This is a genomic window from Aquamicrobium aerolatum DSM 21857 (genome assembly GCF_900113935.1).
Lineage (GTDB): Bacteria > Pseudomonadota > Alphaproteobacteria > Rhizobiales > Rhizobiaceae > Aerobium > Aerobium aerolatum.
In genome coordinates, this window is the sequence record NZ_FORF01000001.1 from 171,290 (window position 1) to 186,153 (window position 14,864).

Annotated in this window: 15 protein-coding genes; 11 read left to right on the forward strand and 4 right to left on the reverse strand. The window is 60.1% G+C overall.

Annotated features, from left to right (window positions below):
* Window positions 1–154: 154 nt before the first annotated feature.
* The 6 genes from BMZ42_RS00815 (at window position 155) to BMZ42_RS00840 (ending at window position 5,718) form a co-directional block, all read left to right on the forward strand.
* On the forward strand, window positions 155–949 hold the full coding sequence (locus tag BMZ42_RS00815) for a thymidylate synthase (protein WP_091517795.1): 795 nt from the start codon (window positions 155–157) through the stop codon (window positions 947–949).
* A 170-nt stretch (window positions 950–1,119) separates the two neighbouring features.
* Window positions 1,120–1,641 carry a dihydrofolate reductase gene (locus tag BMZ42_RS00820; protein WP_091517551.1) on the forward strand — a complete coding sequence of 174 codons (522 nt, stop codon included), beginning with the start codon at window positions 1,120–1,122 and terminating at the stop codon, window positions 1,639–1,641.
* A 144-nt stretch (window positions 1,642–1,785) separates the two neighbouring features.
* Window positions 1,786–2,886 (forward strand): FtsH protease activity modulator HflK, encoded by a 1,101-nt coding sequence (gene hflK / locus BMZ42_RS00825; protein WP_091517552.1) that lies wholly within the window; start codon window positions 1,786–1,788, stop codon window positions 2,884–2,886.
* On the forward strand, window positions 2,886–3,842 hold the full coding sequence (hflC, locus tag BMZ42_RS00830) for a protease modulator HflC (protein WP_091517553.1): 957 nt from the start codon (window positions 2,886–2,888) through the stop codon (window positions 3,840–3,842). The genes hflK and hflC overlap by 1 nt, the downstream gene beginning before the upstream one ends.
* A gap of 1 nt (window position 3,843) precedes the next feature.
* Window positions 3,844–4,032 carry a DUF2065 domain-containing protein gene (locus BMZ42_RS00835; protein WP_091517554.1) on the forward strand — a complete coding sequence of 63 codons (189 nt, stop codon included), beginning with the start codon at window positions 3,844–3,846 and terminating at the stop codon, window positions 4,030–4,032.
* Between the two features lie 153 nt (window positions 4,033–4,185).
* Window positions 4,186–5,718, forward strand: coding sequence for a Do family serine endopeptidase (locus BMZ42_RS00840; protein WP_091517557.1), 1,533 nt, complete (start codon window positions 4,186–4,188; stop codon window positions 5,716–5,718).
* On the opposite strand, the gene BMZ42_RS00845 is transcribed toward BMZ42_RS00840, so the two are convergent.
* A complete protein-coding gene (locus BMZ42_RS00845; protein ID WP_091517558.1) occupies window positions 5,719–6,291 on the reverse strand; it encodes a GNAT family N-acetyltransferase in 573 nt (190 codons plus the stop codon). It abuts the gene before it with no gap.
* Entirely contained in the window at window positions 6,288–7,175 is an 888-nt protein-coding gene (gene serB, locus BMZ42_RS00850; RefSeq protein ID WP_091517560.1) for a phosphoserine phosphatase SerB, read from the reverse strand. Before serB ends, BMZ42_RS00845 begins: the two co-directional genes overlap by 4 nt.
* Between serB and miaA the strand changes: the two genes are divergently transcribed.
* Window positions 7,174–8,091 carry a tRNA (adenosine(37)-N6)-dimethylallyltransferase MiaA gene (gene miaA / locus BMZ42_RS00855; RefSeq protein ID WP_091517561.1) on the forward strand — a complete coding sequence of 306 codons (918 nt, stop codon included), beginning with the start codon at window positions 7,174–7,176 and terminating at the stop codon, window positions 8,089–8,091. The two genes, serB and miaA, sit on opposite strands and share 2 nt — an antisense overlap.
* 21 nt (window positions 8,092–8,112) lie before the next feature.
* On the opposite strand, the gene BMZ42_RS00860 is transcribed toward miaA, so the two are convergent.
* Complete coding sequence (locus tag BMZ42_RS00860; protein ID WP_091517563.1) at window positions 8,113–9,933, reverse strand: ATP-binding protein; 1,821 nt, start codon at window positions 9,931–9,933, stop codon at window positions 8,113–8,115.
* A gap of 314 nt (window positions 9,934–10,247) precedes the next feature.
* The gene (locus tag BMZ42_RS00870) at window positions 10,248–11,051 is read right to left on the reverse strand and encodes a L,D-transpeptidase (RefSeq protein ID WP_091517797.1); all 804 of its coding nucleotides are present in this window, start codon (window positions 11,049–11,051) and stop codon (window positions 10,248–10,250) included.
* Window positions 11,052–11,249: 198 nt separating this feature from the next.
* On the opposite strand from BMZ42_RS00870, the gene BMZ42_RS00875 reads away from it, so the two are divergent.
* The 4 genes from BMZ42_RS00875 to BMZ42_RS00890 all read left to right on the forward strand — a co-directional run bounded on the left by BMZ42_RS00875 (window position 11,250) and on the right by BMZ42_RS00890 (window position 14,849).
* Window positions 11,250–11,894 carry a DNA-3-methyladenine glycosylase I gene (locus BMZ42_RS00875; RefSeq protein ID WP_091517566.1) on the forward strand — a complete coding sequence of 215 codons (645 nt, stop codon included), beginning with the start codon at window positions 11,250–11,252 and terminating at the stop codon, window positions 11,892–11,894.
* Window positions 11,895–11,976: 82 nt separating this feature from the next.
* Window positions 11,977–12,828, forward strand: a complete 852-nt coding sequence (locus BMZ42_RS00880) for a TIGR01459 family HAD-type hydrolase (RefSeq protein ID WP_244523100.1) — start codon at window positions 11,977–11,979, stop codon at window positions 12,826–12,828.
* 3 nt (window positions 12,829–12,831) lie between these two features.
* The gene (locus BMZ42_RS00885) at window positions 12,832–13,827 is read left to right on the forward strand and encodes a bifunctional riboflavin kinase/FAD synthetase (protein WP_091517568.1); all 996 of its coding nucleotides are present in this window, start codon (window positions 12,832–12,834) and stop codon (window positions 13,825–13,827) included.
* A gap of 71 nt (window positions 13,828–13,898) precedes the next feature.
* Window positions 13,899–14,849, forward strand: a complete 951-nt coding sequence (locus BMZ42_RS00890; RefSeq protein WP_244523101.1) for a MipA/OmpV family protein — start codon at window positions 13,899–13,901, stop codon at window positions 14,847–14,849.
* Window positions 14,850–14,864 lie beyond the last annotated feature (15 nt).

A 14,864-nucleotide genomic window follows, 5' to 3' on the forward strand; every position in this document is an offset into this window, starting at 1 on the left:
AAATGCCTCGCGATTGAAAGATCGCGGGGCATTTTTTCTGGATGCTGTTTGCATGTGAGGGGACTAGCTGGTTGTGATGAACGCCGTCCACGGGGTGTTTGTGGCCGACGGGCTCGGTTATGATGCGCCAGCGAATCCCTCAGGTAGTTTGTTCATGCGTCAATACCTCGATCTCCTTCAGCACGTCCTTGATCACGGTGTAGACCGTGGCGACCGCACCGGCACCGGCACACGCGGCGTGTTCGGCTGGCAGATGCGGTTCGATCTGGCTGAAGGCTTCCCGGTCACGACCACCAAGAAGCTGCACCTGAAGTCGATCATCCACGAATTGCTGTGGTTTCTCGCCGGCGATACCAACATCAAGTACCTGACAGACAACGGCGTCTCGATCTGGAACGAATGGGCCGACGAGAACGGCGATCTCGGCCCGGTCTACGGCTCGCAATGGCGCTCATGGCCGACGCCGGATGGCGGCTCCATCGACCAGATCGCCAATGTCGTGCGTGAAATCCGCAACAACCCCAATTCGCGCCGCCTGATCGTCTCGGCATGGAATCCGGCAGAGGTTGACGCGATGGCTCTGCCGCCGTGTCATTGCCTGTTCCAGTTCCATGTCGCCAATGGAAAGCTGTCGTGCCAGCTCTACCAGCGTTCCGCCGACATCTTTCTCGGCGTGCCGTTCAACATTGCCTCCTATGCGCTGCTGACGATGATGATGGCGCAGGTTACGGGCTTGAAGCCGGGCCATTTCATTCACACGCTGGGCGATGCCCATCTTTATTCAAATCATTTTGATCAAGCGCGTGAACAGCTGACCCGCACACCGAAACAATTGCCGACCATGTGGATCAACCCAGATGTGACGGATTTGTTTGCATTCACGTTCGATGATTTCACACTGGAATCCTATGTAGCCGATCCCACCATCCGCGCCCCGATTGCCGTTTGACCCGCAACCGGCCTGTGCCGGTCCTCTTGGGAGGTTCACATGAAGCGTACCGTTCTGCTTGTGGCTGCCGGGTTCGCGGTTGCCCCGGCGTTTGCCAACGACACCACTGCCTTACCCGGAGCGCGACATCAATATTCTCATCATGCAGCCTTACCATGACGACTGAACCTATGTCTGATGCTCCCGCGCTCGCGAGACCCTCTATCGTCATCCATGTCGCGATGGCCGGGAACGGCGTGATCGGGCGCGACGGGGACATGCCATGGCGCCTGTCGACCGACCTGAAGCGGTTCAAGGCGGCCACGATGGGAAAGCCGATCATCATGGGGCGCAAGACATGGGAGAGCTTTCCCAGGCAGCCTTTGCCGGGTCGGCACAATATTGTCATCACACGTAACCCCGACTACCGCGCAGAGGGGGCGGACAGGGCAACTTCCCTTGATGAAGCGATTGTGCTGGCAGGGCCGGTTGAAGAAATCTGCATCATCGGCGGAGGGCAGATCTATTCTCAGGCGATGGGACTGGCGGATCGCCTCGAGGTGACCCACATATTGGCGGATATTGAAGGCGATACGCGGTTTCCTGAGATCGATCCGAAAGTCTGGACACTTTTGTCTGAAAACCTGTTTCCTGCCGGTGAGAAGGATAGCCATTCTACCCGTCATGCGATTTACTTGCGTTCCAAAGTGTGAACCCGCGTTTGTCCGCGTCGTTAAATCGCCGCATCGACCCTGCATTTCGTTGAAAACGTGGACTTGCGTGCCTATAACGCCGTAAAACGGCACCATGCGGCGGTTCGCTCCGTCGCCTGATTTAAGTCAGACGAGAGGAAGTATATGCCCTGGAGCAATCAGAGTGGCGGCGGCGGTCCCTGGGGGGGCGGTGGCGGCAATGGTGGCAGTGGCGGGCCATGGGGCCAGGGGCCTCGGGGCCCGAACAACGGTCAGGGGAACACCCCTCCCGATCTCGAAGAGATCATTCGTCGGGGGCAGGACCGCTTGAAGCGTGCACTGCCCGGTGGCGGCAGTGGAAGTCCAGCCATGTTTGGCCTCACCGCGCTGGTTCTCGCTGCCCTGTGGCTTTTTCAGGCAATCTATACGGTGCAGCCGGACGAACTGGCAGTTGAACTTCGCTTCGGACGGCCGAAAGCTGAAGTTTCCGAGCCAGGTCTCCATTTCCATTGGTGGCCGGTCGAAACAGTTGAGAAGGCGACCGTTGCAGAACGCCTCATCAATATTGGCGATGCCCGTCAGGGCAGCTCGACAGGTCATATGCTGTCGGGTGACCAGAACATCGTCGATGTGCGTTTTTCGGTCGCCTATCAGGTCAGCGACCCGCGCGCATATCTGTTCAACGTATCGGATCCAGACTCCACCCTTCGCCAGATCGCCGAAAGCGCGATGCGTGAAGTTGTCGGCAGCCGTCCCGCGCAGGACATTTTCCGCGATGACCGTCAGGGCATAGCCGAGACCGTGCGGACGGTGATGCAGGAAACCATCGACGACTACGGCGCAGGACTCGCGATCACAGCGATCTCGATTGAAGACGCGGCCCCGCCGCGCGAAGTCGCCGACGCGTTCGAGGAGGTGCAGCGCGCCGAACAGGACGAGGATCGGTTCGTCGAGGAATCCAACCAGTACTCCAACCAGAAGCTTGGTGCAGCGCGCGGTGAAGGCGCCCAGATCCGCGAAGAAGCGGCAGCTTACAAGAACCGTGTCGTGCAGGAGGCGGAAGGTGAGGCGCAGCGCTTTATCTCGGTCTACGACGAATATGCAAAGGCACCGGATGTAACCCGCAAGCGTCTTTTCCTGGAAACCATGGAAGGCGTGCTCAAGGGTTCAAACAAGGTGATTGTCGAGCAGGGGAACGGTCAGGGGGTCATTCCATATCTGCCGCTGCCTGAGCTGCGCGCGACGCAGCAGGGAGGAAACAACTGATGGCAAACCGTCTTCCTGCGATCGTTGTTGTCGCCCTTGTCCTGTTGTTCCTCGCCTGGTCATCGATCTTTGTCGTCAACGAGCGCCAGCAAGCCATCGTGCTGCGTTTTGGCGAGATCGTTGATGTGAAATCGGAGCCGGGGCTCTACTTCAAACTGCCTTTTGCCTTCATGGAAGCCGACAACGTGCAGATGGTCGACGATCGCGTATTGCGTTTCGATCTGGATGATATCCGCGTTCAGGTGTCCGGCGGCCGCTTCTATGAAGTCGACGCGTTCATTGCCTATCGTATCAGCGATGCGCGCCGTTTCCGTCTTGCCGTTTCGGGTAGCATTCCGCTCGCCGAACAGCGTCTTCGGACACGTCTGGATGCGGCTCTGCGTCGTGTTTACGGTCTGCGTGGCTTTGAAGCAGCGCTGTCGGAAGAGCGTTCCTCGATGATGCGGGAAGTGCGCGACCAGTTGCGCCCGGACGCTACGTCTCTTGGCCTTGAGATCGTGGACGTGCGTATCCGCCGCACCGATCTGACGCAGGAAGTCTCGCAGCAGACCTATGAGCGTATGCGTGCCGAGCGACTTGCAGAGGCAGAACGCCTGCGCGCGCGTGGTCGTGAAGCTGCCCAGCGTATTCGTGCACGTGCTGACCGTGAAGTAGTCGAGATCGTTGCAGAGGCCCGTCGCGAGTCGGAAATTCTGCGCGGTGAGGGTGAAGCCCAGCGTAACGCGGTCTTTGCCGACGCTTTCAATCGCGACCCTGACTTCTTCGAGTTCTATCGCTCGATGTCGGCCTACACGTCTGCGCTTGAAGGCTCGGGAACGACGATGCTGTTGTCGCCTGACTCGGAATTCTTCCGTTATTTCGGCAGTTCCACGGGGCGCGACCTGACAAATGGTGCGGCGACTTCGACACCGGCGACACCATCTGCCGGTGGCGTGAACACAGGCGCAAACAACTGACGTGAGTGACTTCATCGTCGCTTTGGGACTTGTCCTTGTGATCGAGGGCGTCTTCTACGGTGGCCTGCCGCATCTCGCAAAGCGGTTGGCCGCCGATGTTCAGTCGGTTCCCGAACAGGCATTGCGCGCCGTGGGGATCGTTGCGATCATCATCGGCGTTGGCATCGTCTGGCTTGTGCGAGGCGGCTGACCACCGAAATATTGCGGGTGTCTGCTTCGGCAGACGCCCGCCATTCTTAAGTTATTGCGTGGTTCCCGGCATTGGTCGTAAACGCGCCCTATTGTTGGTCACCATGAACAAGTGAGGACCTGCGCCTCATTCCCGAATTTGGAGACTGGTTGCATGGTTTCGAAGATTTTCGCGTCGGCTGCCCGCAAGGCTGTTCTGGGAGCAGCGGTAAGCGCCATCTGCGCAGCTGGTGCTTTGCAGGTCGTTCCGGCTGCATATGCTCAGGCCCAGCCTGCTGTCACCAATGGACCGGCATCGGTGGCCGATCTTGCGGAAGGTCTGCTTGATGCGGTGGTGAACATCTCGACCTCGCAGAGTGTCGCGCCGTCCGCTCGTGGCGGCCGCACGCCGCGCCCCGGCCCGCGTCCGACCCTGCCGGAAGGCTCACCATTCCAGGAATTCTTTGACGAGTTTTTCGGCAATCCCGGTGAAGGGGGCAGCTCCAATGGACCGCGCCGCGTTCAGTCGCTTGGCTCCGGCTTTGTCATTGACGCCGCTGAAGGCATTGTCATTACCAACAACCACGTCATTGCCGATGCGGACGAGATCGAGGTCAATTTTGCCGATGGTGGCAAGCTGAAGGCCGAGTTGGTCGGAACCGATCCACAAACAGATCTGGCAGTGCTGAAGGTCGATCCGAAGCTGCGCAAACTCACGCAGGTCGAATTCGGCGATTCGTCCGCAATCCGCATCGGCGACTGGGTGATGGCAATCGGCAACCCGTTCGGGCTTGGCGGGTCGGTGTCCATCGGCATCGTGTCGGCGCGCGGGCGCGATATCCAGTCCGGTCCTTATGACGATTTCATCCAGACGGACGCAGCGATCAACCGGGGCAACTCGGGCGGGCCGCTGTTCGACATGCATGGCAAGGTGATCGGCATCAACACAGCCATCATTTCGCCGTCGGGCGGCTCCATAGGCATCGGTTTCTCGATACCGTCGCAATTGGCGGTGAACGTCATTCAACAGCTGCGCGAGTTTGGTGAAACGCGACGTGGCTGGCTTGGCGTCCGCATTCAGCCGGTGACCGATGAAATCGCCGAGAGCCTGGGCATGGACAAGGCCATGGGCGCGCTGGTCGGCGGGGTGATTGCTGGAGGGCCGGTTGACGATGGCAGCATTCTGCCCGGTGACGTCATCATCAGCTTCGATGGCCGGGAAATCCGCAGCGCGCGCGATCTGACGCGCATCGTCGCTGAGACACCGGTTTCGAAGGAAGTTCAGGTCGTCGTCGTCCGCAAGGGTGAAGAACAGACTGTTCCCGTCAAGCTCGGTCGCCGTGAGGATGGCGAGAAGATGCTGCAGGGCGAGAACGGCACCGAGGATGACGAAGCCGCGATTGCTGAGACGGAGACTGTGCTCGGCATGACGGTGGCCGAACTGGACGATGCAGGACGTGCCTCGTTCCAGATTTCCCCTGACATTTCCGGCGTATTGGTGACCGAGGTCGCGGCAGGATCGAGCGCGGAAGAGCGCGGGATTGCGGCTGGCGACGTGATCACGGAAATCGCGCAGGAGAGCGTGTCGACTCCCAAGGAAGTCATTGATCGTATTGCTGCTCTCAAGCAGCAGGGCCGCCGCAATGCCCTTCTGATGTTGTCGTCAAAGAACGGCGAGTTGCGGTTTGTGACGATCCGTATGGACTGATCAGGGCAGGGCGGGGGCTTGCTTGCGTCCCCGCCATTGTTCTGCTGTCAGCGTGTAGAGCAGGTGGCGTTTGAGGTCTTGCCGCGCCACTTGCGGGTGATCGAAATCGCCCGATGGTTCCGCCACCATTCCGATCCGTGTCATCACTGCTGTTGAGCGGCGATTGTTGGCCACAGCGAACGACACGATTTCCTCAAGGCCGAGTTCATCAAACCCGAAAGCAAGGCAAGCATTCGCCGCTTCGGTGATGTAGCCATACCCCCAGCATTCCGGCACCAGACGCCAGCCGATCTCGACGCAGCCGGTTTCTCTGGACGGTACGGCATTCGTCGGCTGAAGCCCCGTGAAGCCGATGCATTCGCCTGTGTCCCTGCGCTCGAGCGCCCAGAAACCGTAACCCCGCTGCGCAATTCCCGACGCGATATGATCGAGCAACTCGTCGGATTGCTGCCGCGTGCGGCGCATCTCGAAAAACTCCATCACCGTCTCATCGGAATTGATTCGATGAAACAGCTCTCGATCTCTGTTTTCCCAGTTGCGCAGTATGAGGCGATCAGTGGCGGGTGGCTTCAAGCGATAATCTCTTCCTGTCGGTAGCCTTGCAGGTAGAGAAGCGCACTCAAGTCGCCATGGTCAATACGGATACGCGCCTGGGCCGCAACGGAAGGCTTCGCGTGCAGTGCAACGCCGGTGCCTGCAAGTTGCAGCATGTCGAGGTCGTTGGCGCCGTCGCCCACTGCGATTGCGTCTTCGACACTCAAGCCAAGCCGCGTGGTCATCTCGGTCAGCGCCTCGGCCTTTGCCGCGCGCCCCAGGATCGGCTCGGCAACCTTGCCCGCCAGACGGCCATCTTCTTCGAGCAGCACGTTGGCGCGGTTCTCCTGAAAGCCGAGCTTTGCTGCAATTGGACCGGTGAACGAAAGAAAGCCGCCTGAGACGAGAGCTGTCCATGCACCTGCGGCATTCATGGTGGCCACTAGTGCTGTGCCGCCGGACGCCAGAGTGATGCGGTTCTCGATGATGCGTGCGATGACGCCGACATCAAGTCCGGCAAGAAGCGCGACGCGCTCGCGCAGCGCAGGCTCGAAGGCCAGTTCGCCGTTCATCGAACGTGCGGTGATGTCGGCCACATGCTCCTTCAGTCCGACTTCGTCGGCCAGCTCATCGATGCATTCCTGGTCGATCATGGTCGAGTCCATGTCAGCGATCAAAAGCTTCTTGCGCCGGGTTTCTGCAACCTGAACTGCATGGTCGATTGGCTCGCTGGCGAGCAGCGTGGCGAGGCGCGATGACGCTTCATCCTGCGCCAATTCCTGCGGCAGAGGGATGTCGAGCGCGACGCCGGGGTTGAGCCAGTCGATGCGGCTTGCGCCGAGCGCATGCATGGCTCTATCTGCAATCTCTTGTGAAAGGATGGGACGAGCCGGATGGGCGATCAGCGTGGCGACGAGCGACATGGATAATCCTGTAGAGACGGTCGGGGACGAGGCGATCAAGAATGCGATCCTGATAGCCGGGCCAACAGCCAGCGGCAAGTCGGCGCTTGCGTTGTCGCTGGCACGCCAGACCAACGGTGTCGTCGTCAACACAGATTCGATGCAGGTCTATTCGGTCCTCCGGCTGCTGACGGCACGCCCGGACGACGACGATCTCGCCGCCGCGCCGCATCACCTTTACGGCCATGTCGATCCGCGTGCGAGCTACTCGACCGGGCGCTGGACAGACGATGTTCAGCAGCTTGCCCGAAGCGGTTTGTTCGAAAACCGACCGCCGATCTTCGTCGGGGGCACCGGGCTTTATTTCAAGGCTTTGCTGGATGGTTTGTCGCAAATGCCGCCGGTGCCGGAGAATGCGCGACAAAAGTGGCGCGAGGCGCTTGCGCGTGAAGGGCCGGGCGCCTTGCACCCGCTGCTCGCGGAGCGCGACCCCGAGGCAGCGCGCCTCATCCGTCCCACCGACGGTCAGCGGATCGTGCGCGCGCTGGAGGTCCATGACGCTTCCGGGCGACCCTTGTCACACTGGCAAAAGGCCAAAGGAAAGCCGTTGGTGGACGGAGCTTCCGCGAAGCTGATTGTGATCGAGCCGGATCGTGCGAAGCTGGCGGAACGCATCAGTCGCCGGTTTGACCTGATGATGGACAATGGCGCGGTTGATGAAGTGCGCGCTCTGGCAGCAATGTCGCCGGACGGCGCGGCACCGGTCATGAAGGCCATTGGCGTGCGCGAGTTGATGGCTGTCGACCGCGGCGAGATGCTGCTGGCGGACGCAATCGAGCGCGCCAAGATCGCAACGCGGCAATATGCCAAACGTCAAATGACGTGGTTCCGAAACCAGTTCGGCCCGGAGTGGGAGCGAACACCACTTAAAGACTGATTGAAGGCGCTGCGGATCCGCCTATTCGTACAGTCGGCGCAGGCCCGCGTCGTCTGATCGTCTGCCGCTCCCGTCAGGTGCGGTTGGCACGATGGTTCCTCGGACGGGATGTGAGGAAAATCCCATGCCACGCAGCGGCGAGGGAAAATCCAGACCGGTTTCGTCCCCGGATTGGGCGGGACTTTCCGCGCGCCGAAGAGCCTCCACGAGTGAGAAGATATCGATGTCTTGATCCGTGGGCTGACAGAACGTGTTGCTGCTCGCGGCGCCAGGCAACTGATCGGCCGGAAGCTGCTCGAATTTCAGCCGCATTGTCGTTCCGACGCCGTCTCCGAAAGCTATCGCCTCCCGCTGTCCCATTGAGGACAGGAACGACAGGCTTGACGCGGATGTGTCAGAGATGGCCGAGCGAATTATGTTCTGGTCGATCTCATTGGCCAGGCGCATGGCAAAAACAGTCGAGCACTGGGAAAGCACCGTCGGGTCAAGCTCGCCGGGGCGCTGCGTGACGACGCCGAGCGAGCAGCCATATTTTCTGCCTTCCTTGGCAATGCGCGACAGGGCATGGCGTGTCGGTGCGAAGCCCAGCTGCGGGTCGGCAGGCATGTAGCGATGCGCCTCCTCACAAAGGACCAGTAGCTTCAGCCTTCCCTGGCTGTTGACGGCCACGTCAAAGGCAAGGCGCGCGACCACCGAACAGACGGAATTGACGACTTCGGATGGCAGTCCGCCCAGTTCAAGGCATGTAACCGGGCGTCCTTCGAGGGGAACGCGGAAGATGGTGCCGATCGTTTCATGAATGTTGTCGCCGATGGTGCGTGACGAAAACATGAAACGATAACGCGGGTCGTTTGCTGCCGTTTCGATACGGGCGCGCAGTGCACGATAGACCGGGCGGTCGTTCTTTGACTCGAGCAATCCCATCCGGTCGTTGATCAGCTTTGCCACGTCCGCCATCCGGTAGGGAATCGGAGTGTCGGCGGTGATGCTTATCGCTCCGTCGATGGGGCGGCGCGCCAGTGCGCTGGTGGGCGGCGTGCGATAATGCTGTTTTGCCAGCGGCAACAATTCGCGCAGCAAGTCGACTTCTTCGGGGATGGGCTTGCGGCCCTGGTAGAGCACCTCCACCAGCTCGTCGAGGCGGAACAGCCAGAAGGGCAGGTCCAGCGTCGAGGTGTTGACCCGGATTGCATGATCAGGAAAGGCGCTCGCAAACTCGTTGTGTGGATCAAGGATCAGCACGCGAAGATCAGGGCGCGAGATAATGGCCTTGCGAAGCAGAAGCGCGACCGCGCTGGACTTGCCGACCCCGGTGGTGCCGACAACTGCGAAATGACGGTTGAGCGTGTCATCGATGGCAATGCGAGCGTCGATGGTTGTGTCTTGCGACAGACGACCGATTGTCGCCGGCAGGCGGCCGGACAGATCGTAGACTGCTTGCAGATCGGTGGCACGAATCCGATGAGCTACGGCACCGATCGGGGGATAAGTCGTGATGCCGCGATCAAAGACAGGGGCGCCGTCGCCTGTTTGGCTGACCTCACCAAGCAGCTCGACATAAGCCCTGATCGGATTGTCGCCATCTTCGAGCCAATCGCCAGCCATGCCTTCGATGCGATGCACCAGTCCGACTGTGCGGATCGACCCAAGATTGATCGATATGATCCGGCCCACGGTCCAAAGCGCTGTGGCGTCAGTGTCCTTGCCGCTGGCTGTTGCCGCGATTGTCGCCCTGGCACCATCGCAGTGGATGACCCGGCCTATCGTGCGCGACGGATCTTGCGAACCATCCCGGCGTTCCTGGCTCGTCAGTTCCCCTACTTTGGATTGGTCAACGAACATCGTGCAATTCCCCGACGATTGGTCACATCTCACCCGAGAAAAGACTTGTAGGGGAACGGAGTTAAGGCGGCGTGTGGAGCGATGGTTGCTGATGGGTTAGCAAAGTCATTCAAGCATGAATGTGTTTTCGGATGCCGAACGTGGGCACGAAAGAGGCGACATGATGCGTTCATCACGCCGCCTCTGCCGCGACAGCAAAGTGGCTGTCTATCGGTCGCGACTGTCCCCGATCGCGACCATCCCCTGCTCCGGAGAGCCGAACATCAAGCTGATGCCCTCGATTTGTCGACGATGCCAGAAGATGTTGAGCGTCGTCACATGACCACAACCTTCGCGCCAACCGGTACCCGCCCGTAAAGATCGACCACGTCCTCGTTACGCATGCGGATGCAACCGGAAGAGACGGCGCGTCCGATGGATTGTGGCTGATTCGTGCCGTGAATACGATAGAGCGTCGATCCCAGATAAAGAGCACGTGCGCCGAGGGGATTTTGCGGGCCGCCCTTCATGTGGGCCGGAAGGACACGTCCCTTTTTCTTCTCGCGGGCAATCATTTCCGCTGGCGGCCGCCAATCGGGCCACTCGGCTTTTCGAGTGACCGTATGTGTTCCGGCCCACTCGAAGCCGGGCTTGCCGGTTCCGACGCCGTAGCGGCGCGCCTGCCCGCCTTGTTCGACCAGGTAGAGCAGGTGCTCGCGGGTGTCGATGATGACCGTTCCAGCAGGGTGCTGCCCATCATAATCGACCATCTGGGGCAGGAATTTCGGATCCAGCGTGGGCTTTGCATCCCGAGGCGCGCTTGGCACTGCCGCAGTCCGGATTGCGTCGGGCTGGGGTGTCACCTGGTTCGGTTGGGCGGTGGCACGCTGCCGCGTCGATACTACTGGTGCAGGGGCGATGCCCACGCGAATTCCGGGCAGACCGGTGCTGGATGGACGGCGATCGATCAGCCGATGACCGCCTGATGGTGCGCGCTGCAGTTGCATAACCCACGGCGCCGCGAGGTCGGGGCTGACGACAACGGGCGGCATGTCGCGGTAGCGGTCCTGGGCGAGTGCGCCACAGGTTGCAGCTGCGGCGAGGCTTGCTGTGCCAAGCAGCACCAGAATGCTTCTCATCTCGTCCACCTTCTATATCTGACAAAGTGTGGCGGCTGAAACCGGGTGGGAAAACAGCCTGTGCTGCAGCAATTGTCAGGACTGTGCGCGCAAAAAGGATGAATGCGCTTTCATAAAATGCAGCGCAAAGCGTAAACCTTTGATTGTGGTTACCGATCCGTTGACCGGAGTGGTTAGGAAAGTTTCAAGGAGGCAATTATGGATGGGCTGGTTCGCGGCGAGGACGGTGAGGTGCGATGTGCATGGCACGGCAACCTGCCTGACTATATGCGTTATCATGACGAAGAATGGGGCAAGCCGGTTGCTGACGACCAGCGACTTTTTGAAAAGCTCTGTCTGGAAGGTTTCCAGTCGGGCCTGTCATGGCTGACGATCCTGCGAAAGCGTGAGAATTTTCGGGCAGCCTTTAGCGGCTTCGACTATCACGACCTTGCGCAGAAGGACGCGGATCAGATGATGGGCACCCATCTGCAGGACGCCGGGATCGTACGCCATCGCGGCAAGATCGCTTCGGTCTATAACAATGCCCGCCGTGCAGTTGCGCTGGAAGCGGAATTTGGCTCGCTTGCGAGCTATTTCTGGTCCTTTGAGCCAGGCCCCGATGAGCGTCCCGCTGTCGCGGACTGGAATTCCTTGCGGGCAATGGGAAACACGCCAACCTCCACGCGCATCTCCAAAGAACTGAAAAAGCGTGGCTGGAGCTTTGTCGGTCCCACGACGGTTTACGCGTTTATGCAGGCAATGGGCATGGTCAATGACCATGTGGAGGGATGCGTTTGCCGGGAGCGGGTGGAGCAGCTGCGCGAGGGGTTCCGCCGGCCAGCCAAAGGTGAGCGTGGGTGAAAGCGGGTGACATGCGCGGCTGCATGCGGTAATTCCCCGAGCGCCCGGCGCTGCTGTCGCCTTTTGTCCCGGATGGAATGACATGCCCAAAATGATTGAAACCCTGGATGATATTGTTGGCGGCTATTCCGCGCTGTTCTGCGATGTCTGGGGCGTCATTCACAATGGAATTGACGTATTCGAAGGCGCGGTCGCTGCGTTGCGACGCGCGCGGGAGCGAGGCGTCGCAGTCGTGCTCATCACCAATTCACCCCGTCGCCGCGACGGTGTGATCGAGCAGTTGATCTCGATGGGAGCGGATCCAGAGTGCTGGGACCGGATCGTGACCTCGGGCGATGTGACACGCGATCTCATCAGCGCCGGTCCGCGTCGTGTGTTGCACATCGGTCCTGACCGCGACCTGTCGCTCTACGACGGGCTTGATGTCGAGATGGCCGAGGAGTTCGAAGCGCAGGCGATCGTCTGTACCGGCCTTGTCGATGACGATGTGGAAACACCCGAAGACTACACCGAACTGTTGCAGCGCTTGCGTATGCGCAACCTGCCTTTTATCTGCGCCAATCCAGACATTGTGGTCGAGCGGGGCGACAGGCTGATCTGGTGCGCTGGCGCCCTGGCGCGTGACTATGCGCAAATGGGTGGTCGCACACTGATTGCCGGCAAGCCGCACCGACCGATCTATGAGGCAGCCCAGCAGGCAGCGGCGGAACTGCTTGGACGCGCGCCTGAAAAAAATGAAGTGCTGGCAATCGGCGATGGTGTGCTGACCGACGTCAAGGGGGCCAGCGATCATGGACTCGATGTGCTTTTTGTTTCGGCAGGCATTCACGCCGGGGAATACGGGGCTTCCATGGCGCCTGACCGCAGCCAGTTGGCGGCATTCCTTGAAAAGCATGGCTACGGGCCGGTGGCTGTGATTCCACGGCTGAGATAACCAATGGCCGAACCTCGTATCCAGCGACTGACCTGTTCGTCCGGCCAACTTGCATCATTCAAGGGCGGGGTGGTGGCCATCGGAAATTTCGATGGCGTTCACCGTGGCCATCAACAAGTGCTGACAAGCGCGCTCCAGCAGGCCGAAATCCTCGGCGCGCCGTCGCTGGTACTGACCTTCGAGCCGCATCCGCGTTCAGTGTTTCGTCCGGAAGTGCCGTTATTCCGCATCACCCCGCCAGAGCTTCGTGCGCGGTTGCTTGAGGCATCGGGCTTCGACGCTGTTGTCGAGCAGCCGTTCACTGGCGCGTTCGCGGCCTTCGACGCAGAGGCGTTCGTACGTGACGTTTTGGTGCGTGATCTCGGCATTCGCCATGTCGTCACCGGCTACGACTTCCATTTTGGCAAGGACCGTCAGGGCAGCCCCGAATTTCTCATCGAAGCCGGCAAGCGGTATGGTTTTGGTGTCAGTCTCGTCGCTGCTTTTCGCGATGAGTGCGCACAGATCGTTTCCTCCAGCCGGATTCGAAGCCTGCTGACCGATGGCGAGGTTGCAGAGGCAGCAGGGTTGCTCGGATATCGCTTCACGATCGAGTCCGTTGTGCAGCATGGGCGAAAGCTGGGGCGTGAACTCGGCTTCCCCACGGCCAACATGGCGCTGGAAGACAGCTGCACGCTCAAGGAAGGCATCTATGCTGTCCGCTTGCGACGCGCAGATGGCACGCTTCACAATGGCGTCGCCAGCTTTGGACGCCGCCCGACCGTCACTGATGACGGCGCGCCGCTGCTTGAGACATACGTCTTTGATTTCTCGGATGACCTTTACGGCGAGACCTGTGCGGTCTCCTTTTTTGGCTATCTACGCGGCGAACTGAAGTTTGATGGCCTTGACGATCTGATCGTCCAGATGAAGCAGGATGAGGCGGAGGCGAGGGCGCTGTTGGCTGGTGCGAAGCCGCTGTCGGACCTTGATCGCAAAATCAGCTTCGAGGGTATTTAATTCAAATTTTACCCTGCTTGCGCCAGACTGGCGGACCACCCGCAATAGTAGTGTGTAAGCGGAGCTTTTGAATGTCCCTAACGATAAGGCTGCTCGCAGCCAGCGTCGCCGTTGGTGTGAGCGTAGTTGCGGCGATGGCGCAGACCTACGACCAGCAGTCAGGCTACCTGCAACCTGCCTACGGCAATCAGCAGTCCCAGGAATATCCGGCACAGACGGTCGAGTATCAGCAGCCGCAGCAGCAGGACTACGGTTATCCCGCGACGCAGACTTCCTACAACCAGCCGAGCAGCGGCAGCTTCATTTCGGGCAGCTGGTACCTGAAGCTTGGCGGCGCAATTCTGCATGCGCCAAAGTTCGAGGGCGCTTCCGGTCGTGTCCTGTCTTTCCAGCCGCTGGTGTCGCTTGGCAAGCACGGTAATGCGGCGCGGTTTACCTCGCGCAATGACAACATCTCGCTGGCCTTGCTCGACGATGGTGGCTTGCGGGCGGGTCTTGCCGGCAAATTCATCTGGTCGCGCGATTCTTCGACCGATGACCGGTTGCGCGGTCTTTCGCCGGTGAAGTTCGGCGGTGAAGCGGGTGTTTTCGCGGAAATGTACCCGACCGAATTTGCCCGGGTGCGCGCGGAAGTCCGCCACGGTCTTCGTTCGCATGATGGTGTCGTCATCGACATTGCGGCAGATGCGTTCTTCGACGTTACCGAAGATGTGCGCGTCTCTGGCGGGCCACGCGCGACATGGGCGTCCAAGCGCTATCACAATGCCTATTATGGCGTAGATGCCAGCGAAGCTGCCCTCAGCGGGCTGGGCGAATACTCACCGGGCAGCGGGTTCAAGTCGGTTGGCCTCGGCGGAGCGATCACCTGGAAAGCGACAGATGCGCTGGAGACGAGCGTGTTTGCAGAATATTCGCGCCTCGTTGGCCCGGCAGGCAACTCGACGCTGGTGAAGGAGCGTGGGTCGAAAAACCAGTTCACGCTGGGTGCGTCAGCGATCTACCGTTTCGATTTCTCGATGTAGTTTTGCAGGCCCGCT